General features: G+C 56.2%; 17 protein-coding genes, 1 other RNA gene and 1 pseudogene. 15 read left to right on the top strand and 4 right to left on the bottom strand.

Going from position 1 to position 19,162, the window contains the following annotated elements; all coding sequences use genetic code 11:
• Positions 1-6: 6 nt before the first annotated feature.
• From NFI08_RS22865 to NFI08_RS10145, 3 genes and pseudogenes are all read left to right on the top strand, one after another.
• Positions 7-413, top strand: a pseudogene (locus NFI08_RS22865) (isocitrate lyase/phosphoenolpyruvate mutase family protein); the annotation flags it as partial.
• Positions 414-497: 84 nt separating this feature from the next.
• A complete protein-coding gene (locus NFI08_RS10150; RefSeq protein ID WP_349589093.1) occupies positions 498-983 on the top strand; it encodes a GNAT family N-acetyltransferase in 486 nt (161 codons plus the stop codon).
• Positions 984-1,129: 146 nt separating this feature from the next.
• Positions 1,130-1,666, top strand: a complete 537-nt coding sequence (locus NFI08_RS10145; RefSeq protein WP_349589090.1) for a GNAT family N-acetyltransferase — start codon at positions 1,130-1,132, stop codon at positions 1,664-1,666.
• A 95-nt stretch (positions 1,667-1,761) separates the two neighbouring features.
• On the opposite strand, the gene NFI08_RS10140 is transcribed toward NFI08_RS10145, so the two are convergent.
• The 3 genes from NFI08_RS10140 to NFI08_RS10130 form a co-directional block, all read right to left on the bottom strand.
• Positions 1,762-1,932, bottom strand: coding sequence for a type II toxin-antitoxin system YoeB family toxin (locus tag NFI08_RS10140; protein ID WP_349589087.1), 171 nt, complete (start codon positions 1,930-1,932; stop codon positions 1,762-1,764).
• A 432-nt stretch (positions 1,933-2,364) separates the two neighbouring features.
• Complete coding sequence (locus NFI08_RS10135) at positions 2,365-4,386, bottom strand: hypothetical protein (protein ID WP_124804319.1); 2,022 nt, start codon at positions 4,384-4,386, stop codon at positions 2,365-2,367.
• Between the two features lie 174 nt (positions 4,387-4,560).
• Entirely contained in the window at positions 4,561-5,784 is a 1,224-nt protein-coding gene (locus tag NFI08_RS10130) for an ATP-grasp domain-containing protein (protein WP_045993197.1), read from the bottom strand.
• A gap of 324 nt (positions 5,785-6,108) precedes the next feature.
• Between NFI08_RS10130 and ffs the strand changes: the two genes are divergently transcribed.
• From ffs to NFI08_RS10090, 8 genes are all read left to right on the top strand, one after another.
• Positions 6,109-6,205: signal recognition particle sRNA small type (ffs, locus tag NFI08_RS10125), an RNA gene on the top strand.
• 84 nt (positions 6,206-6,289) lie between these two features.
• Positions 6,290-6,763 carry a DUF6538 domain-containing protein gene (locus NFI08_RS10120; protein ID WP_349589083.1) on the top strand — a complete coding sequence of 158 codons (474 nt, stop codon included), beginning with the start codon at positions 6,290-6,292 and terminating at the stop codon, positions 6,761-6,763.
• A 258-nt stretch (positions 6,764-7,021) separates the two neighbouring features.
• Entirely contained in the window at positions 7,022-8,143 is a 1,122-nt protein-coding gene (locus NFI08_RS10115) for a polymorphic toxin type 44 domain-containing protein (RefSeq protein WP_349589080.1), read from the top strand.
• Between the two features lie 3 nt (positions 8,144-8,146).
• Positions 8,147-8,626, top strand: a complete 480-nt coding sequence (locus NFI08_RS10110; RefSeq protein ID WP_349589077.1) for a hypothetical protein — start codon at positions 8,147-8,149, stop codon at positions 8,624-8,626.
• Positions 8,627-8,891: 265 nt separating this feature from the next.
• Positions 8,892-9,371 carry a hypothetical protein gene (locus NFI08_RS10105; protein ID WP_349589074.1) on the top strand — a complete coding sequence of 160 codons (480 nt, stop codon included), beginning with the start codon at positions 8,892-8,894 and terminating at the stop codon, positions 9,369-9,371.
• 265 nt (positions 9,372-9,636) lie between these two features.
• On the top strand, positions 9,637-10,116 hold the full coding sequence (locus tag NFI08_RS10100; RefSeq protein WP_349589074.1) for a hypothetical protein: 480 nt from the start codon (positions 9,637-9,639) through the stop codon (positions 10,114-10,116).
• A 265-nt stretch (positions 10,117-10,381) separates the two neighbouring features.
• Positions 10,382-10,876, top strand: coding sequence for a hypothetical protein (locus NFI08_RS10095; protein ID WP_349589071.1), 495 nt, complete (start codon positions 10,382-10,384; stop codon positions 10,874-10,876).
• A gap of 266 nt (positions 10,877-11,142) precedes the next feature.
• On the top strand, positions 11,143-11,613 hold the full coding sequence (locus NFI08_RS10090) for a hypothetical protein (RefSeq protein ID WP_349589068.1): 471 nt from the start codon (positions 11,143-11,145) through the stop codon (positions 11,611-11,613).
• Between the two features lie 1,550 nt (positions 11,614-13,163).
• Here NFI08_RS10090 and NFI08_RS10085 read toward each other — a convergent pair.
• Entirely contained in the window at positions 13,164-14,126 is a 963-nt protein-coding gene (locus tag NFI08_RS10085) for a hypothetical protein (RefSeq protein ID WP_108447619.1), read from the bottom strand.
• Positions 14,127-14,347: 221 nt separating this feature from the next.
• Between NFI08_RS10085 and NFI08_RS10080 the strand changes: the two genes are divergently transcribed.
• The 4 genes from NFI08_RS10080 (at position 14,348) to NFI08_RS10065 (ending at position 19,149) form a co-directional block, all read left to right on the top strand.
• Complete coding sequence (locus tag NFI08_RS10080) at positions 14,348-15,373, top strand: aldo/keto reductase (protein ID WP_108447620.1); 1,026 nt, start codon at positions 14,348-14,350, stop codon at positions 15,371-15,373.
• 171 nt (positions 15,374-15,544) lie between these two features.
• Positions 15,545-16,915 carry an NAD-dependent succinate-semialdehyde dehydrogenase gene (locus NFI08_RS10075; protein WP_349589063.1) on the top strand — a complete coding sequence of 457 codons (1,371 nt, stop codon included), beginning with the start codon at positions 15,545-15,547 and terminating at the stop codon, positions 16,913-16,915.
• A 249-nt stretch (positions 16,916-17,164) separates the two neighbouring features.
• Positions 17,165-17,908 carry a tellurite resistance TerB family protein gene (locus NFI08_RS10070; protein ID WP_108447621.1) on the top strand — a complete coding sequence of 248 codons (744 nt, stop codon included), beginning with the start codon at positions 17,165-17,167 and terminating at the stop codon, positions 17,906-17,908.
• Positions 17,909-18,117: 209 nt separating this feature from the next.
• Complete coding sequence (locus NFI08_RS10065; protein ID WP_108447622.1) at positions 18,118-19,149, top strand: histone deacetylase family protein; 1,032 nt, start codon at positions 18,118-18,120, stop codon at positions 19,147-19,149.
• Positions 19,150-19,162: the final 13 nt, after the last annotated feature.

The raw sequence follows: 19,162 nt of genomic DNA, 5'->3' as shown, positions 1-19,162 counted from the left end.
TCCCTTTACTTAACGGCACGGGCAGAATGTTATTTAATCGATCATCCTGATCCTTTCAAGGAGGCGGTAGAGCGAGCTAACTTGTATCGTGAAGCAGGTGCCAATTGTTTGTTCCCGGAGTCAAGGATGCCGATACTATCGGGGCATTAGTTCGAGAAATTGATGGGCCAGTTAACGTGGTGATGGGACTAACTGGTAATCTACTGACCTTAAGAGAACTTGAAGCACTAGGTGTGAAAAGGGTGAGTATCGGGGGATCATTAGCAAGAGCGACTTTCGGTTTAATACAGCGTGCGGCAACGGAAATTAGGGAACAGGGTACGTTTACCTATTCCGAGGGTCAGGTTCCTGATGAAAGCCTGTGTCGCTTCTTTTCGGAACGACTTAGAAAACATAGTGAAGATGACGCCTAACAAGCGTATGCAGTCAGACCGTTCCACTCGCTACGCGAGTGAATCGGCCGCTGATGCGGCGTGTCATGTTCTAAGAGAAAAACCATGATCAGGGAAATCACTAAAGCCGATTTCGAGTCGTTTTGGCCAACATTTTCAGCGGTTATTCAGGCTCAAGAAACCTATGCCTTCGACCCCGATATGACATTGGAACAGGCATTTGATCTTTGGTGCGAATCTCCGTTGAAAGCTTTTGTTTTTGTAGAAAATGACGTCGTTTTGGGCTCTTACTACATTAAGCCAAATGCAATGGGGCCGAGTAGTCATATATGTAACTGTGGATACATGGTCTCAAGCGAAGCGAGAGGTAAGGGCATTGCACGACTTATGTGTGAACATTCGCAGGAAACGGCGCTAAGTCTCGGTTTTGACGCAATGCAATTTAACAGCGTTGTTTCTACCAATGAAGTTGCGGTGAAGCTTTGGGAGAAGTTAGGGTTTCATATCATAGGTAAAATCCCTAAGGCATATAAGCATGCTCATCTAGGGTTAGTTGATAGCTACGTCATGTACAAATGGCTACGAACATGACAAAGCGTTCAAGGCAGATTTCCAGCGATCGGCATTTTGGTTTTATTTTAGTTTGGTGTTTTCGGAATAATGGTTAAAGTATGTTGGCGTCGTTGAGCGATATTTAACTCAGCGCTGTGTTTAAATCATCGTTTATAAGGAGAATCATGCAATTAGAAATAGATGGTTATTACTTGCGCTCATTGGATGTAGGAGATGCTGAAGCATTTTACAAGTGGTCCCTAGACCGTGAAGTGACTCTCTATGGTCTTTCTTTGTACGCGTATCCTCAGTCAAGGTCAGATATAGAGAAGTGGCTTTCGGCTATAAACTCTAATGCTAAGAATGTATCTTTCGGGATATGCGGTAAAGATAATAATCGGCTAATTGGCTATGCTGGTCTATCCTCAATAAGCGCTCTAAATCGAAGTTGCGAGTACTTTATTCTGATAGGCGAAAAAGATTATTGGGGTAAGGGTGTCGGCACATCAATAACAAAAGTAGTCACAGACTATGCTATACGAACTCTAGGCTTGCATAGGGTACAACTCACGGCGAGTTCTCTTAACCAATTTGCGATCAGAGCTTATGCCAACGCAGGTTACCAACACGAAGGTGTGATGCGACAGTCAGGTTTTCGTAATGGTAAGTTCGTAGATAAAGTATTAATGTCAGTTTTATCTACGGAGTGGGAAGGCATATAACAATGTCGTTGAAGATGGATTCAAAACTTGGCGATTCGACTATTTAGTATAACCAAGATTTATAGCCAATATTTTGTCACCGCTTAAGGGCGGCGTTAGGACTCGTCGTGGTGTCCAGCAATGGCGAAGTTGTAAGTTGATTTATCGTTGGGTCGATATAGCAAACGACCTTTCTGTGAAATCCATTTTGACCAGAGATAAGAAAGACTGTGTTTCAGCGGTGCAGGTTTCCCCAAGCCGGAAGAGGCAGCGTCAGATCCAAGCATTTCTTTGAGCAGTTTGCATAAGGCTTGTGAAGTCGCTTGTCTTTTTCACGCATAGCCTCATATGCTTCCCATGTATTGCCCTCAAATATCACAGATCCCATCCATTTACTCGTCAGTCGGTCTGTAACCTTGGCTGCGGGTATGAGTCTCGAGGGAAGCGGCAATTTATGGCTAGCTGAGAATTGCACGTGGCAAGCGCATGATGGCGACGTTAATGAGCTAGACGACCTTGAATCCAGACATTCATGCACCGGCAGGCCCGGCAAGCCGAGTCGGGTGGCGGCGAGGGTAGCAGGTCCTCTGACACCGTGTGTTCGGTGTCTGTTGTGTCTGGACGACGATTCAAAAAGGTTTACACAGGTAGAGGGAAGGGCACTGGCCCGGACTTGGCGGAAGGAAGCACTCTTCCGCCAAGCCCGGGCCAGTGGCGTTTTAGACGCCCTCGTCGGCCTGTAGGCCACCTGCCGGGATGCGGTCGGCGCCCCAGCTTTCCTGAATCATGGCGACGACGCGGTCGAGTTCCTGCTGGTCGACCTGGGCCAGTTCGCCGTGCTCCAGCGGGTCGTAGTGGTAGATATACAGACGCGAGGCGAACTGCTCGAAGGGCAGAGAGGCCTCGCCAAAGCGCTCGCCGTGGCTGGAGGTACTGACCTTCACGCCCATGCCCCAGTCCTGGCCGCTATCGTTGTTGGGGTTGAAGAAGTAGATGCGCATCTGTCCAGACGGGTCCAGCGAGGCCCGCAACACGGTGATGGCATGCCAGCCGATGAAGCGCCCGGCGCTGTCGGTGACGGCGATGCCGGCGGGCTGGGGGTGAATCAGCGGCTGGTTACCGTTGTAGTAGGGGTGGTAGCTCGCATAGAAATGGCGCAGGAAGGTGTCCAGGTCGGTGAGCTGGCCGGTGGCCACGTCGACATTGATACGAAACCCGCGTCCTGCCCACCAGCCATGGAATTCCGGGTTGACCCAGCGGTGGGGGTCTCCCTCACGGCCCAGGCAGCGACGCCCCATCTCCGCGTAGATACGGTCCAGATGCGGCACGACCAGCAGCGACACTGGATCAAGGTCCAGCGGCAGGGTCTGTGCGACGCCGGAGAGGCTCTCCTGAGACGAGATCGGCTGGCCTTCGAAGTGCATCAGGATCTCATCGTCGCGGGCGGCCCAGGCTACCATCTGCAGCAGATAGTCCGGGTCGTTGTAGGCCCACATGGACAGCGCCCGCGCCGACTGGCAGGTCGGGTTGTTGCCCTGGCCGACCCCCAATGGAAGGCCCAGCATGCACAGCACACCTTCCATCAGGCGGGCCCGATAGGACACGCCATCACCGAAGGCGGCGTGGAGTCGCGCCTCGGACCAGTCGGATAGCTTGAGGCCAAGCTGCCGCCACAGTGCCGGCGCCACCGGTGGCTGGTAAAGGATGCCACGTTCCAGGGTCAGTGCCAGCCCATAGACGGCCTGTGCGGTCTCTGGATAGATGGCGGTGCGCACCATGGTGTGGACCAGATCGCAGTAGCACAGCAGGCAATCGCGGCCGGTGGACGAAAGCCCCAGCGCCTCGGACAGCAGGTTGTCGCCAAAGTCGAGCAGGTGGCGCAGCAGCACCGGGTGATAGGGCGACACCAGGCCGGTGTCGTGCATCGCCCTGGCAAAACCGCTGGCTTCGTACTGCAGGCCTCTCGCGTCCATGCTGGCTAGCCGTTCGCGGTAGACTTCGATGCCCGGGTCCTCACGGCAGCCCTGGGTCGGGCCAAACAGCGAGCTGACCAGGCGGTCCGCGCCCTGGCCACTGGCGCCCAGGTCGATCTCGGGGTTGGCCTGACACAGGGCGATCTGGGTGATCATCTGCTTGACCGGATCGACCTGGATCGGGCGCTGCTGCAGGATCCGCCAGATCTCGCTGATCAGCTCGTCGATGACGTGTTCGTAGCCGATGCGCTCGGCCAGGTACTGAAACAGCTGGCGGGGAATCTCGGCCAGACGGCCCTGGGTCTCACGCTCTGCCTCCGACGGGGCGGAAAACAGCAGCGGCAGATTGATCGCCATGACCTGGGTGAGGTAGTGGTGGGCCCCCTCATCGGAAATGAGGTGGTGGCGATAGCGTCCCTTGGCGACTGCCAGCATGCGCAACTCGCTCAAGGCCTCGATAACCACCAGCGAACTGTCGGCGCTCTTGAGCGACTGGGTGGTCAGGGAGGGGATCAGAATATGCGGGCTGGCCCAGTCCGATCCCAGAAACAGGCCAGCCTGTTCGAGGGTTTCGGCGCGCTGTTCGATTTCCGCGCAGCCTCCCGGCTGCATCAGCACCCGGCGACAGGTATCGATGACCCGAGGCAGCTTGGCCGGTTTGGCGAACTCCCGGGACTCGCCAAGGCTGGCGATCGCGTCGTCCAGCTTGGTCAGCAGGCCCCGAAGCTTGTCGTTATCCGCGGGGGATGGAGTGTCTGGGTTGGTCACACCGGCTCCTTGTCGTCCTGAAGTTGGCTCCCGGAGGAGTTCCGGCAGCAGTCCCTACATCAGGGGGTCGAGTCGTGTCACGTCGAGCGGACGACGCCAGTATACGCATGCTCGGGCGGCGGCGTCGCCAATCCGGCGGCGCTGCCCCGACGGGGCAGCGCTTAACAGGCAGGCCTAGATGTAGTAGTCCTCGTCTTCCTGTGCCTTCAACAGGTCGCGCAAGGTATGGGCGTCGTCGCCCTTGAAGTAGACCAGGCCCCAGTGGGTACCGAAGGCGGTACGCTTGGTGACGGTCTCTTCCAGCGGCGCGGTCAGCTCGTGTGACTCGAAGTAGGGGTGGTCTTCCACCGACTCCGGGATTTCCAGACGGCTGACCACACGGCGGCGCGGATAGACCCCGAAACAGCCGGCGAAGCCGTTGGCGTCGACCACTTCGCGCGGGAAGAACTCGGCGACTTCCTCGGGCGTGGTCTTGGGGTCGAACACCAGCATGCTGGCCTGGTAGGCGTTGAAGCCATAGACCCGCTCGAGCAGCTCGAACACCTTGAAGCCGGGCGGACGATAGGCCACTTCGCCGAAGTACATCTCGCCATCGCTGGTGACGAAGTACTCGGGGTGGATCAGGCCGAAATCGATGTCGAAGGCCTTGATCAGCTTCTCGATCTGCACGCGGATCTGCTCGCGGTAGCGCTCAAGCTCCGGCGAGGCCGGCACGAACACCGAATAACCCAGGGTCACGTACTCGGAGATATTGAGAAAGGCGATCTTGCCATCATGGATCCAGGCCTCCACCGCGAACTCCCAGCCGTCCAGGTGGGATTCCATCAGCACCGGAAATTCCTCTTCCGGGATGGTGTCGACCTCGTCGGGTGTACGGATCACCCGGTGTCCAAGGCAGCCAGCCTTGTCGAAGGCCTTGAGGTGGATCGGGTCGTTGGGGTCACCGTCGAGCTTGAGCAGGGTCTGGTTGACCCGCTTGAGGAAGCGGATGACGTCCTGGTGGTCGTGGGCTTCCTCGAAGATGCCGACGCGAATACCGCCGAGCTGCGCACGCCGCTTCATCAGGGCCTTGTCACGCAGCAGCAGCGACTGGCCGTAGAGGCGCGGGTTGTCGAGTAGCACTGAGTTGATCGCTCCGGCCCACTCCACGGTTTCCTCGAACAGTGGAATGGACACGTCCACGCCCATGTCGCGCAGGGTCTCGGCGATTTCCAGCGAGCGGTCGTTGAGCCGTTCGAAGTTCCAGGAGACGTAGGGGATATCGTGCTGCTTGCAGTAGTCCTCGGCCCAGTCTGGGGCCACCACAACGTAGCGACGGTCGAAATTCTCGGCGGCCTCGATAGCGTTCAGGCTCCAGCCGAGTAGTGCGATGTAGCCTTTGTTGGGATCCTTGTTCATGCAGCGCCTCCTTGGAATGGGCGTTGGTGGGCGTAATGGTGCTGGTTGTTCGTGGTCGTCATCCTCAAAAAGTGACGCCTGGTGAGTATGAGCTCCCAGGCGTTAAGGTGCTTCCACCATACAGCTTCAGTGTAGAAGTCTCACATTTCGAGCGCTGCATGACTGTTGAGGCAAAGTCTACTGGGTTTGCCCTTGTGGCCCGGGCATGACCTTGGTATAGTGCCCGCGTCCTGAGCAAGAGGCTGATTTTTCAGGCCTTGCCCGGTGACGTTTTCAGGCAGTCGACATTTCCTTGTTGTCGAGCTCGCCTTGCTGTGGTGGCCCTGTCGGTCCTCCCGCAACGCTAGACCGCAAACCCCGCCAGGCCCGGAAGGGAGCAACGGTAGTGGTGGACGCGTGTGCCGGGATGTGGCTGTCGGGGCCGCCTCCATTTCAGGCCATGCCTTTGATCCTGCAGGACCTTCTGCCTCATTGATCCCCAGTGGTACAAAGAGGTGGTACAAAGATGCCTGGATCAGTGCGTCCCGTGGCCCGCAAGACCCTCCCTTCGTGCAATATCTGCACACCCTCCAAGCGTTCCAGCGCCAGGCGTCCCAGCGCTCCCTATCTGTTCAGATCCCGTCACGGCATCTGGTACTTTCGCGTTGTTGTGCCGGAAAGGGCGCGGCAAGCCATAGGCAAGACCGAGATACGCCGTTCGCTAGGGACTCGCTGTCGGCGAGAAGCCATGGTCGCGGCGGCTGCACTACTGCTGGAGAGCCATGAACTGCTGACCCGGCACGCCGCCAACGAGGGCGATGACAAGGCTTGTGGTGGCGTGGTGCCTCTGGCGGCAATGACCAAGCCGACACCGATTCGCAGCGCAGGACCAGCAGCGCCAGCCGATCCGGGCTTATCAGAGCTTCTCGAGAGTTACCGCCGGCATCAGCAACGAGAAGGCGTCAGCTTCAAGACGCTGGAGGTGTTGTCCGGCTATTAAATGAGGCCTCATCTGGGACTAGTTAGAGCCTAGCGCCTGGTCGGATATCCAGGGGCCGCGTCGTCGTCCGGCGGGTATAAACTGCAGGCACTTGACGAAGGTAATAAATGCAAAGTGTCCGCGTGATTGTGGCGTTCGCTTTTTCTTTAATTTAGGAACGTTTCTGCAGGTTGGTTCTGCATATAATCAGCCATCATGTTGTTGCTGCCGGCAGTACTATGATCCCTTGTCTGAGCGATGGCGCAGGGAGCGCTGCATATGTTCAATCCAGGGGATGGAGCAATTTTCGTTGGAGACTACAGCTCGCACGGTGGAAGAGTGGTCTCCGGTCAAGCGAATTACATCGTCCACGGAAAGCAGGTTGCTGTTGTTGGTGATATGGTCGCATGCCCGGTCAAGGGGCATGGTGTCTGCCCTATTGTCGAGGGGCACCCTACCATCACGGTCAATGGTAAATCTGTTGCCTTTGATGGCTGTCACACGGCCTGTGGGGCGACCCTGATTTCTTCCATGAATGGCGTGCATGCACTGGGGGATGATCGTCAGCCTTCCGCACAAGCCCATTACGACTCAGTGGTGTCACAACGACGACAGTACCCTGGTGCTGGAATCCGGCAGTCCTTCGCCAATACGGAACCGGCTGAGGCTCCCTGTAACCATCCTGACCAAGCACTGGACCTGGCTGCGTACATCGTAGACGAGATTCAGCGAAATACCGTGTCCCGGCCAGGCCGGATGATGTCAATCTGGAACGGGCAGAGCAGAGTGCTTTTCGTTGAAGGGTTCACCAAAGAGCTGAATGGCATGAGCGGCGAGTATCCCTCGCTGGCGAATATCCGTAACTTCCTGATGCCAAAAGTTCCTAGTAGGGCATTCGCTCTTGCCCTGTGGACGTTGATGGTGAGGGAAAGGGCTGATTGGGATCATAAAAGCAGGATCAGCAATAATGAAGATGGTGATTTCTCATCACTCGGTAAGTCCTCCTACCGATGGCGCCACAAATACGGTGAATATGAGTACTACTACGATATCTGGGCGAATATCCACTACGGCTACGTCAGCCTGTACTGTGGCTTTTCTGAAGGGCTGATGCTGGAAGGTGCAGGACTTGAGCAGGTGGGATCCGACACTCTGCATGATGACCAGGACGTCACTTATAGATCGGAGATTCCTGGTTGGTGGCTCAGTCTGCGTAAGTTTGACGATGTGACAGATAACCTCTCAGTACGTTTAGGGTTCGAGCTATACCATGAATATCCTGAACCTTCCTCACTCACGGCTGACATCGTGATGCAGAAAGTAACCTCAGCGCCTTACCCAATAAGGGTGGCTTCAAAAGTACGTCACGACTGTGCATTAGCCAGAAGCCGGAGAATATAAACAATGAAGAAGAGAGTCATCGGGGGTGTTGCATTACTGCTTGTTAGTAGCCTGTTAGTGCATCTATGGCCAAGACAACCTCCCGATGACGTCTTGGACAGGATGCAGGGGATACTTGGTAAGCTTGAGGAGATGTATGAAGGTGAGACAATTTTTATATGGCCATATACTGTAGAACCCGATGGTCTTGATAGCGAAAGAGTGAAGTGGATTCAAAGAGAAATGCGGAGATCGTGGCTTGCTCGCGTATCATTAAGTTGCTATAGGAGTAGTTGCCTATCAGTCCATTATGTTGGCAATGGATTTGTTGGTTTTGGGAACTCAAAGTATTATAAATATGTTCCCGATGACCTGCTGTACCTGATTGAAGAAGTAATGGTAGAGAGCGTTGAGAAGGCAATAGAAGAGAACACCGAAATTATTTACGGCTTCTGCGAGATAACCGAAGTCGAACACTGGTTCTACTGTGAGAACAATCATTGATTGTAGGGATGTAACAAGACAAGGAAACACCTAATATATTGACAGCACTCACCTACGACATCGAGGACATGCTCTCGCTCAAGAAGGTATTGAGCAAGTGGAAGATCCATAAGATCAGGTATCACACCCAAATAGCTGATCTTACCCAGCTTTGGTGTCCACCAAAGCTGGGTAAGGTCAAGTAGCCTCAGCGCCTTATCCAATCAGGGTGGCTTCAAAAGTGCGTCACGACTGTGCATGAGCCAGAAGCCGGAGAATATAAACAATGAGAAAGAGAGTCATCGGGGGTGTCGTACTGCTGCTTGTTAGTAGTCTGTTGGCGTATCTATGGCCAAGACAACCCCCCGATGACGTCTTGGACAGGATGCAGGGGATACTTGGTAAGCTTGAGGAGATGTATGAAGGTGAGACAATTTTTATATGGCCATATACTGTAGAACCCGATGGTCTTGATAGCGAAAGAGTGAAGTGGATTCAAAGAGAAATGCGGAGATCGTGGCTTGCTCGCGTATCATTAAGTTGCTATAGGAGTAGTTGCCTATCAGTCCATTATGTTGGCAATGGATTTGTTGGTTTTGGGAACTCAAAGTATTATAAATATGTTCCCGATGACCTGCTGTACCTGATTGAAGAAGTAATGGTAGAGAGCGTTGAGAAGGCAATAGAAGAGAACACCGAAATTATTTACGGCTTCTGCGAGATAACCGAAGTCGAACACTGGTTCTACTGTGAGAACAATCATTGATTGTAGGGATGTAACAAGACAAGGAAACACCTAATATATTGACAGCACTCACCTACGACATCGAGGACATGCTCTCGCTCAAGAAGGTATTGAGCAAGTGGAAGATCCATAAGATCAGGTATCACACCCAAATAGCTGATCTTACCCAGCTTTGGTGTCCACCAAAGCTGGGTAAGGTCAAGTAGCCTCAGCGCCTTATCCAATCAGGGTGGCTTCAAAAGTGCGTCACGACTGTGCATGAGCCAGAAGCCGGAGAATATAAACAATGAGAAAGAGAGTCATCGGGGGTGTCGTACTGCTGCTTGTTAGTAGTCTGTTGGCGTATCTATGGCCAAGACAACCCCCCGATGACGTCTTGGACAGGATGCAGGGGATACTTGGTAAGCTTGAGGAGATGTATGAAGGTGAGACAATTTTTATATGGCCATATACTGTAGAACCCGATGGTCTTGATAGCGAAAGAGTGAAGTGGATTCAAAGAGAAATGCGGAGATCGTGGCTTGCTCGCGTATCATTAAGTTGCTATAGGAGTAGTTGCCTATCAGTCCATTATGTTGGCAATGGATTTGTTGGTTTTGGGAACTCAAAGTATTATAAATATGTTCCCGATGACCTGCTGTACCTGATTGAAGAAGTAATGGTAGAGAGCGTTGAGAAGGCAATAGAAGAGAACACCGAAATTATTTACGGCTTCTGCGAGATAACCGAAGTCGAACACTGGTTCTACTGTGAGAACAATCACTGATTGTGCCGATGTAACAAGACAAGGAAGCAACTGATATATTGACAGCACTCACCTACGACATCGAGGACATGCCCTCCCTCAAGAAGACATTGGGCAAGTGGAAGATCCATAAGATTGGGTATCACACCTAAAGAGTTGATCTTCCCCTGCGTTGGTATCCGCCAATGCTGGATAAGATCAAGTAGCCTCAGCGCCTTGTCCAATCAGGGTGGCTTCAAAAGTACGCCATGACTGTGCGTTGGCCAGAAGCCGGAGAATATAAACAATGAAGAAGAGAGTCATCGGGGGTGTTGCATTACTGCTTGTTAGTAGCCTGTTAGTGCATCTATGGCCAAGACAACCTCCCGATGACGTCTTGGACAGGATGCAGGGGATACTTGGTAAGCTTGAGGAGATGTATGAAGGTGAGACGATTTTTATATGGCCATATACAGCGGAACCCGATGGCCTAGATAGTGAAAGGGTTAAATGGATTCGGAGAGAAATGCGAGAGACAGGGTTTAGCCGGGTATCCTTAAGCTGTTCAGAGCATGGCTGTTCATCATCCTATTTTATTGCTAAAGGCTTAGATATTTTTCGTTATCCTATGTACTATAGATATGATTCTGTCGACATACTCGAAGAAATAATAGTAGATAACGTTGAGAAGGCCATAGAAGAAAGCATTGAGAAGGCAAAAGAAGAGAACATTTCGGTTCTTTACGCCTTCTGCGAGAGAACCGAAGTCGAACACTGGTTCTACTGTGAGAACAATCATTGATTGTAGGAATTTAACAAGACAAGGAAACAACTGATATATTGACAGCGCTCACCTATGACATCGAGGACATGCCCTCCCCTCAAGAAGACATTGGGCAAGTGGAAGATCCATAAGATTAGGTATCACACCCAAATAGTTGATCTTACCCAGCATTGGTATCCAGCAATGCTGGGTAAGATCAAGTAGCCTCAGCGCCTTGTCCAATCAGGGTGGCTTCAAAAGTACGCCATGACTGTGCGTTGGCCAGAAGCCGGAGAATATAAACAATGAAGAAGAGAGTCATCGGGGGTGTCGCACTACTACTTGCTAGTAGCATGTTGGTGTATCTATGGCCGAAGCACCCCCCCGATGACGTCTTGGATAGGATGGGTGAGATACTGGGTAAGCTTGAAGAGATGTATGAAGGTGATGACATTTTTATACGTCCCTTTTCCACAAAACCCGATGATCTTGATGGTGAAAAGGTGCAGTGGATTCGTAGTAGAATGCGGGAAGCAGGGCTTGATCGGGTATCATTAAGTTGCTATAAGAATAGTTGCTTGTCAGTCTACTATATTGGCAACGGGTTTTTTAATTTTGGGAACTCTATGTATTACAAATATGATTCTGACGACCTGTTTGAAGAAATAATAGTGGATAGCGTGGAGAAGGCGATAGAGGAAAATACTGAGGTTAATTATGCCTTCTGCGAAAGAACCGAGGCCGAACACTGGTTCTACTGTGAGAACAATCATTGATTGCAGGGATGTAACAAGACAAGGAAACAACTGATATATTGACAGCACTCACCTACGACATCGAGGACATGCCCTCCCTCAAGATGACATCGGGCAAGTCGAAGATCCATAAGATTAGGTAGCACCTAAAGAGTTGATCTTACCCAGCATTGGTATCCACCAATGCTGGGTAAGATCAAGTAGCCTCAGCGCCTTATCCAATCAGGGTGGCTTCAAAAGTACGTCATGACTGTGCGTTGGCCAGAAGCCGGAGAGTATAAACAATGAAGAAGAGAGTCATCGGGGGTGTCGCACTACTACTTGCTAGTAGCATGTTGGTGTATCTATGGCCGAAGCACCCCCCCGATGACGTCTTGGATAGGATGGGTGAGATACTGGGTAAGCTTGAAGAGATGTATGAAGGTGATGACATTTTTATACGTCCCTTTTCCACAAAACCTGATGGCCTTGATGCGGAAAAGGTGAAGTGGGTTCGTAGTAGAATGCAGGAGGCAGGGTTTAGCCGGGCATCCTTAAGCTGTTCATAATATAGCTGTTCATCTGCCTATTCAATTTCTAGAGGCTTTGATATTTTTCGTAATTACATGTATTATAAATATGATTCTGACGATCTGTTTGAAGAAATAATAGTGGATAGCGTGGAGAAGGCGATAGAGGAAAATACTGAGGTTAATTACGCCTTCTGCGAAAGAACCGAGGCCGAACACTGGTTCTACTGTGAGAACAATCATTGATTGCAGGGATGTAATAAGAGAAGGAAACAACTGATATATTGACAGCACTCACCTACGATATCGAGGACATGCCCTCCCTCAAGAAGACATTGGGCAAGTGAAAAATCAGCAACATCAAGTACTGCACACAAGTAGTACAGTCGAACATACCATGATCTTCCAAGGTCGTGACCCTATACGTCAACGTAGTTGTCTGTGGCGACCATCTCGCCTGTCCCTGGTTCCCTTCCCGTCTTGGGTGGTCGGGGAGGTGATCTATCTTGTCTTTGATCTGGTGAAAGAGTTTTGGCGTCGCCTCGGGGTTGTCCCTGAAGATATATTCAACAATCCAGGATGCGTCTTCACGCGCCAAGACTGACTACTCAATCTTCACCATTGCGCTTGCTCTGTATCATGGCCTGGATATGGCTCATTTCATCATCGTGTGGGACGCCTTGGCGTGTATCAGCCGGCGCTTGATTGCCTTTGCAATACTTCGCCCAGCATGGTCTCGAACACCCGTGGCTCAAGTGTCTCATTGGCTGATATGGAAGGCACCGTGACGCTTCGCCTGAGCGGGAATGAGGCAATCAGGTTCTGTTGGGGGGCGAGGATGTCAGACCTGGGAGCGGAGGAGTAGGGGGCTATCGCAAGATAGACCGGGATCCAAGGGTGGTTGGCCGCAGCAACGGCGGCAAGCAGTGTGTCGTCCGTCAGATGCGCCGCCTGCGCTGCGATACCAGGAACTTCCTGTTTACACAGCGGAGCGCCTTGCTCGGCGCCCCTACCTGTCTTTCTCGTCTCGGCTCTTCCTCGCCCAGGCGGATACTGCCTTGCCTAGCGGATCTCGCGATCCAGGGCAAAGTAGTCATCGGACTTGAGTTTGGCGATTTCCGCCGAGAGGGTGGATTCTTCGTTGCGCGACAGCAGCACGCTGGCGACGGCGCTCAGCGAACACAGCACCTCCTTGCATTCGGTGCGGGTGCGCTGGATCGACTGGCGTGCCAGCAGCAGGCACATGGCCTGAGCGCGGGCAGGGCGCTTGATCAGGGTGCCGTAAAGGTTACCGATGACCACGCCGCTCAGCTCCTGGTCCTGGATCTCCCGATTGTCGTACTCACGGTAGAAGGCCTCTTCCTGACCGTCGGGGATGAAGTAGTGGATGAACTCCTTGTAGTCGGGGTCGTAGGCGATGCTACTGACGGCGTTGACCAGCTTCTTTTTCAGGGTGGCGTGCTCGGGATCCTGCTCGTCGACCTTGGAGAGCCGGCCGGCAATCTTGACCGCGCCTTCGAGCTCACGCAGCAGGTGGGCGTAGCCTGAGTTGATCTCGTCATGGCAGCGGGCGATATCATCGAAGTCGCTCTTGATGCTGGCGACCATGCCGTCGCCTTCGGGCAGGCTGCCGAGGACAGGGAACAGCAGGTACTTGTGGACGTGGCAGCTCTCGTAGTAGCGCGAGACCTCGTCCTTGAACGCCTGCAGGTATTCGCCGACCTCTTCCAGGTAGTCGTCGTTCTGCTCGATATGCCGCTGGACCGCATCCACACCATCCTGTTTCCACAGCCGGTTGAGGCGTCGTTCGATCTTGCCGGCGTTGGTGATCATGCTGTTGAAGTCTTTTGACAGCTGTATGGTGGTTTCCTGGACCTTGGTCACGGCGATGGCGCGGGCCTGGTCATTGATGCCGACCTCGCGAGCCATGCGCCGCTGACGGTGATTGTCCAGCGTCCAGGACACGAAGGCACCGAGGATCGCCAGACTGGTGGCGATGTCCACGCCAATCGATAGGTTGTCCACTGCGTTGTCTATCCTTTTTAGGGGTTATCGTTATGTGCTGGGAATCGCTTCCGGGGTTACCAGAAGCGATGGCCGTCTCGCGGGCATACTGGTGTAGCCTTAAACAGGTATGCTGAATCGGGCTAATACGATAGTAGTGGTTGTCGATGACGCTTAGAAGCGGAAATCCCGTCGTTTCGATGTGGGTTGTCAGTTTTTTATCAACATGATCGGGAGATTGCATGTCAGACGTCCTTCGTCGGCTCGAGCGGTTGCGGGCGCCAGCCATCGGCCTTGGCTGCATGAACGTGTCCCACGCCTATGGCAGTCCGTTGCCGGAAGCCGAGGCGGTCAGGGTGTTGCAGCACGCTTTCGAGGTGGGCTACCGCCACTTCGATACCGCCACCCTCTACGGCAAGACGGCCAATGAGCGAGTCGTGGGGCAAGCGCTTGCCGGTCGCCGTGAAGAGGTCTTCCTGGCCAGCAAGTGTGGCATGGCCTTCGACCCGGAGATCGGTGCCAAGCGCATCGACGGGCGGCCTGAGACGCTGCGCCGCCAATGCGAGCAAAGCCTTTCGCGACTGAAGACCGATCATCTGGATCTCTACTACCTGCATCGACGGGATCGTCAGGTGCCGATCGAGGAGAGCGTGGGAGAACTTGGACGACTCGAGCAGGAAGGCAAGATCGGCGGGGTCGGGCTGTCCGAGGTGTCGGCGGCGACGCTCAGGCAGGCCCGGCAGGAGCATCCCATCGCGGCGGTGCAGTCGGAGTACTCGGTGTGGACGCGCAACCCCGAGATCGCGCTGCTCGACGCCTGCCGTGAGTCGAATACCGTGCTGGTGGCGTTCAGCCCGCTGGGGCGCGCCTTTCTGACCGGTACCCTGCGTGACCCCGCCAGGCTCGACGAGGCCGACATGCGCCGAGGCATGCCGCGCTTTAGTGCCGACAACTACCCGCGCAATCTCGCCCTGCTGGCCGAGTTCGAGGCGCTGGCGCACCAGCGCGAGTGCACCCCCGCCCAGTTGGCGCTGGCCTGGCTGAGAGGGCAGGGGGCGGACGTGATACCGATCCCCGGATCGCGTACCGCTGCCCACCAGGAAGAGAACCTGGCTGCCGAGGCGCTGACGCTGGATGCTGGCACGCTTGCGCTGATCAACGCCATGATGACGCCGGATCAGGTGGTCGGTGCGCGTTACAGCGAGGCCCAGCAGGCGGATATCGATACCGAGGAGTTTGCAACGGCGCGTGGCGACGGGGATCACTGAAGCGTCGACAGGCCTCGGGGGAGAAATTTGTTCGGCAGCCACGCCGAACTCTGGTCGAATCCTCCTGTCCACCGTGGCGGGCCGGCGCTATGCTGTTTAGCCCCTGAATCTGCCGAGAGCCTTCGCCATGCGAAGGCTGGTCGCACAGCCATGCCGCAAGGAGAGACTGCCATGAGCCATTACAAGGTTACCAACCCGGCGACCGGAGAGGTCGAAGCCACCTACCCCGACGCCAGCGACGGCGAGATTCTGAAGGCCGTGGAGTCGGCGTACCAGGCGTATCTGGCCTGGCGTGACGTTACCCCCGCCGAGCGTGCGGCGCTGCTGCACCGGGTCGCCGACCTGCACGAACAGCGCCGTGACCAGCTCGCCGATATCATCGTGCGCGAGATGGGCAAGCCGAAGTCCCAGGCCTTGGGCGAAATGTCGGTGGTCGTGGACATCTACCGCTACTACGCCGACAACGGCCCGGCCTGGCTGGAGCCGGAGCCCATCGTCACCGGCGGCGCCAAGGCCGAGGTGCGCAAGCAGGGGCTCGGGGTGCTGCTGGGGATCATGCCCTGGAACTTCCCCTACTATCAGGTGGCGCGCTTTGCCGGCCCCAATGTGCTCAACGGCAACACCATCCTGCTCAAGCACGCTCCCCAGTGTCCGGAGTCGGCCAAGGCCATCGAGGACATCTTCACCGAGGCGGGGGCGCCCAAGGGGCTTTACACCAACCTCTACGCCAGCAACGAGCAGGTGGGCGAGCTGATCGCCGACCCGCGGGTGCAGGGCGTGTCGCTGACCGGTTCAGAGCGTGCCGGCGCGGCGGTGGCCGAGCAGGCCGGTCGCCAGCTCAAGAAGGTGGTGCTGGAGCTGGGTGGCTCCGATCCCTTCCTGGTGCTGCCCGACGCCGATCTGGAGCAGGCCGTCAAGCAGGCGGTGCAGGGACGTTTCGGCAACTGCGGTCAGGCCTGCAACGCGGCCAAGCGGATCATTGTCGACGACGCCGTCTACGATGACTTCCTGGCGGCCTTCCGCGAGGCGGTGGAGCAGATCAAGGTCGGTGATCCCATGGCGGACGATACCGTGATGGGACCGATGTCCTCGGAGCAGGCGCTGACCAACCTGGATGCTCAGGTCCAGGACGCGATCCGCCAGGGCGCGACCCTGGTCACCGGCGGCAAGCGCCTGGATCGCGCTGGCGCCTGGTACGCCCCGACCCTGCTGACCGGCGTGACCCGCGACATGCGGATCTTCCAGGAGGAGCTGTTCGGACCGGTGGCCGTGGTCTACCGTGCCGCCGATCTGGAGGACGCGATCGACCTGGCCAACGACACGCCCTATGGCCTGGGCGCGGTGATCCAGACCTCCAACCCGGAGGGAGCGCTCGAGCTGGCTAATCGTCTCGAGGTGGGCATGGTCCACATCAACGAGCCGCCCGGCAGTGAAGCCGAGCTGCCCTTCGGTGGCGTCAAGCGCTCCGGCTTCGGCCGCGAGCTTGGCAAGGATGGCATGGATGAGTTCGTCAACCGCCAGATGGTGAAGATGGCACGCTGACCCCGGGCCGACATTTGAGCCGACAGCGGGGTGCGCCGCTGAACCAGGACCCGCCAAGTTCGCTTGGCGGGTTCTTGCGTTCAGGAGGGCTCGATCCGCGAGGATAAATCAGGATGCCAAGGCTAGTGCCAGTGTCTATGGTGACGCCATGGGCCCTTGTCCGCGGTTGAATCGAGACGGCGGCTCGTATCCAGGGAACCTCGCCGTCGTCGAGCTTTCCAATGACCATCGACCAAGGAGGAGTGCGATATGAATGCCAAGTACCTGCTCGACCAACTGATGAAACAGGCCGGCGGTTCGTCTTCCGGCGGTTCGTCTTCCGGCAAGGGCGGCTTCGACGTGCAGGGGCTGATCAACAGCGTCTCGTCCCAGCTTTCCGGGGGATCGTCGTCGTCCAGCGGTGGCGGCGGCATGGACATGAAGAGCCTGCTCGGGGGCGGCGCGCTGGGCATGCTGATGGGATCCAAGCGCGGCCGCAGCATGGGCGGCAAGGCGATCAAGTATGGCGCCATCGCCGGCGTCGGCATGCTGGCCTGGAAGGCCTGGCAGAAGTCCCGTGGCGGTGATGAGGCCACCCCCGCGTCTCAGGGGGCTCAATCCGGTGAAGGAGCTCCGCTGGAGGAGCTCGGCGGCGAGGCCCAGGAACGGCGTAGCCTGGAGGTATTGCAGGCGGTGATCATGGCGGCCCGGGCCGACGGCCACATCGACGCCCAGGAGCGCGCCCTGATCAGCGAGCAGATTCAGCAGCTCGGGGCCGATGATGAGTTGCATGCCTGGGTCGAGCGTCAGCTCCAGGCGCCGCTGGACGCCCATGCCCTTGCCAGTCAGGCCGACTCGCCCCAGGCGGCGCGGGAGATGTACCTGGCAAGCGCCGCCGTGATCGACGACCAGAATGCCATGGAGCGTGCCTGGCTGGACGAGCTGGGCACTGCGCTGTCGCTGGACGAGAACGTGCGTCGCGAACTGGAACGCCAGCTGGAGGGGCAGGGCTAGGCTAGGGCCACGCACGACTGCTTGAGAAGCCCTCGGACAAGCAAGCCCTGACAAGAGCCCTGACAGAAAAGCCTCTTGATGATGAAGCCCGGCGCCGGTCGCCGGGCTTCCCTTGTTGACGGGCCTGGCGGCACAATGCGTACGCCCGATTTGCGCTGAAGGCGTTGTCGGTCACCCCGTCGCCGGTCAACAAAAGGAATAATGCAAGCATGCAGGTGTACCACAGTGAAGCGACCAAGCTGCGTCGTGCCAGGACCGAACTCCACGATGGCCAGCTGATGACCCCCTTCGAGTGCCCCGAGCGGGTCGACCTGGTGCTCGCACAGCTCCGTGACAGCGGTGTCGGACCGGTCGCCGCACCGAGGGAGCACGGCCTGGCGCCGGTGCTGGCGGTGCATGATGCAGCCTACGTCGAGTTTCTCTCGACCTGCTGGGATGAATGGCAGGCAGCCGGTCACGGCGGCGAGGCCATCCCTACCATCTGGCCGACGCGTACCATGCGCGAGGATCGTATTCCCGGCCATGTCGGTGGCAAGCTTGGTTACTATGCGCTCGGTGGCGACACCTCGATTTCCCCCGGTACCTTCGAGGCGGCGATGGCCAGCAAGGACGTGGCGCTGTCGGCCTACGAGCACACCGCTTCCAGCGGCCAGCCGAGCTTTGGCCTGTGCCGCCCGCCGGGTCATCACGCCGCCAGTGATCAGTTCGGCGGCTACTGCTTTTTCAACAATGCGGCCATCGTGGCCCAGCGTGCGCTCGACGATGGTCACGCTCGGGTGGCGATCCTCGACGTCGACTTCCACCACGGCAACGGCACCCAGCAGGTCTTCTATGGCCGTGACGATGTCCTGACCCAGTCGATCCACGGCGACCCGGACCAGTGCTTTCCCTACTATCTCGGCCACGCCGACGAGAAGGGCGAGGGGCCGGGGCTTGGCTACAACGTCAACTATCCGTTGCCGCCGGGTACCGACTATGCCACCTGGCGCGAGCGCCTGGAGCTTGCCCTGGCCGAGATCAGCGACAAGCAGGCAAGCCTTCTGGTGGTGTCGCTGGGTGTCGATACCTTCGAAGGCGACCCCATCTCGAGCTTCCGCCTCAAGAGCGATGACTTCCTCGACATGGGGCGGCGCCTGGCAAGCCTGGGCCTACCCACCGTCATCCTGATGGAGGGCGGCTACGCGGTGGAAGAGATCGGCGTCAATGTGGCCAAGGTGCTTCAGGGCTTCCAGGGCGCCTAGGCTTTCAGAGGGC

It is taken from the genome of Halomonas sp. EF61, assembly GCF_040147045.1.
GTDB classification, from domain to species: Bacteria; Pseudomonadota; Gammaproteobacteria; order Pseudomonadales; family Halomonadaceae; genus Halomonas; species Halomonas litopenaei.
The sequence above is the reverse complement of the archived record's forward strand: the minus strand, read 5'-3'. Positions and strand labels throughout refer to the sequence as shown.

Excerpts from the sequence above, each read along its gene's own strand:
- NFI08_RS10150 (WP_349589093.1), top strand. The coding sequence starts at position 498 with ATGATCAGGGAAATCACTAAAGCCGATTTCGAGTCGTTTTGGCCAACA.
- NFI08_RS10145 (WP_349589090.1), top strand. The coding sequence starts at position 1,130 with ATGCAATTAGAAATAGATGGTTATTACTTGCGCTCATTGGATGTAGGA.
- NFI08_RS10140 (WP_349589087.1), bottom strand. The coding sequence starts at position 1,932 with ATGCTTGGATCTGACGCTGCCTCTTCCGGCTTGGGGAAACCTGCACCG.
- NFI08_RS10130 (WP_045993197.1), bottom strand. The coding sequence starts at position 5,784 with ATGAACAAGGATCCCAACAAAGGCTACATCGCACTACTCGGCTGGAGC.
- NFI08_RS10120 (WP_349589083.1), top strand. The coding sequence starts at position 6,290 with ATGCCTGGATCAGTGCGTCCCGTGGCCCGCAAGACCCTCCCTTCGTGC.
- NFI08_RS10115 (WP_349589080.1), top strand. The coding sequence starts at position 7,022 with ATGTTCAATCCAGGGGATGGAGCAATTTTCGTTGGAGACTACAGCTCG.
- NFI08_RS10110 (WP_349589077.1), top strand. The coding sequence starts at position 8,147 with ATGAAGAAGAGAGTCATCGGGGGTGTTGCATTACTGCTTGTTAGTAGC.
- NFI08_RS10105 (WP_349589074.1), top strand. The coding sequence starts at position 8,892 with ATGAGAAAGAGAGTCATCGGGGGTGTCGTACTGCTGCTTGTTAGTAGT.
- NFI08_RS10100 (WP_349589074.1), top strand. The coding sequence starts at position 9,637 with ATGAGAAAGAGAGTCATCGGGGGTGTCGTACTGCTGCTTGTTAGTAGT.
- NFI08_RS10095 (WP_349589071.1), top strand. The coding sequence starts at position 10,382 with ATGAAGAAGAGAGTCATCGGGGGTGTTGCATTACTGCTTGTTAGTAGC.
- NFI08_RS10090 (WP_349589068.1), top strand. The coding sequence starts at position 11,143 with ATGAAGAAGAGAGTCATCGGGGGTGTCGCACTACTACTTGCTAGTAGC.
- NFI08_RS10080 (WP_108447620.1), top strand. The coding sequence starts at position 14,348 with ATGTCAGACGTCCTTCGTCGGCTCGAGCGGTTGCGGGCGCCAGCCATC.
- NFI08_RS10075 (WP_349589063.1), top strand. The coding sequence starts at position 15,545 with ATGAGCCATTACAAGGTTACCAACCCGGCGACCGGAGAGGTCGAAGCC.
- NFI08_RS10070 (WP_108447621.1), top strand. The coding sequence starts at position 17,165 with ATGAATGCCAAGTACCTGCTCGACCAACTGATGAAACAGGCCGGCGGT.
- NFI08_RS10065 (WP_108447622.1), top strand. The coding sequence starts at position 18,118 with ATGCAGGTGTACCACAGTGAAGCGACCAAGCTGCGTCGTGCCAGGACC.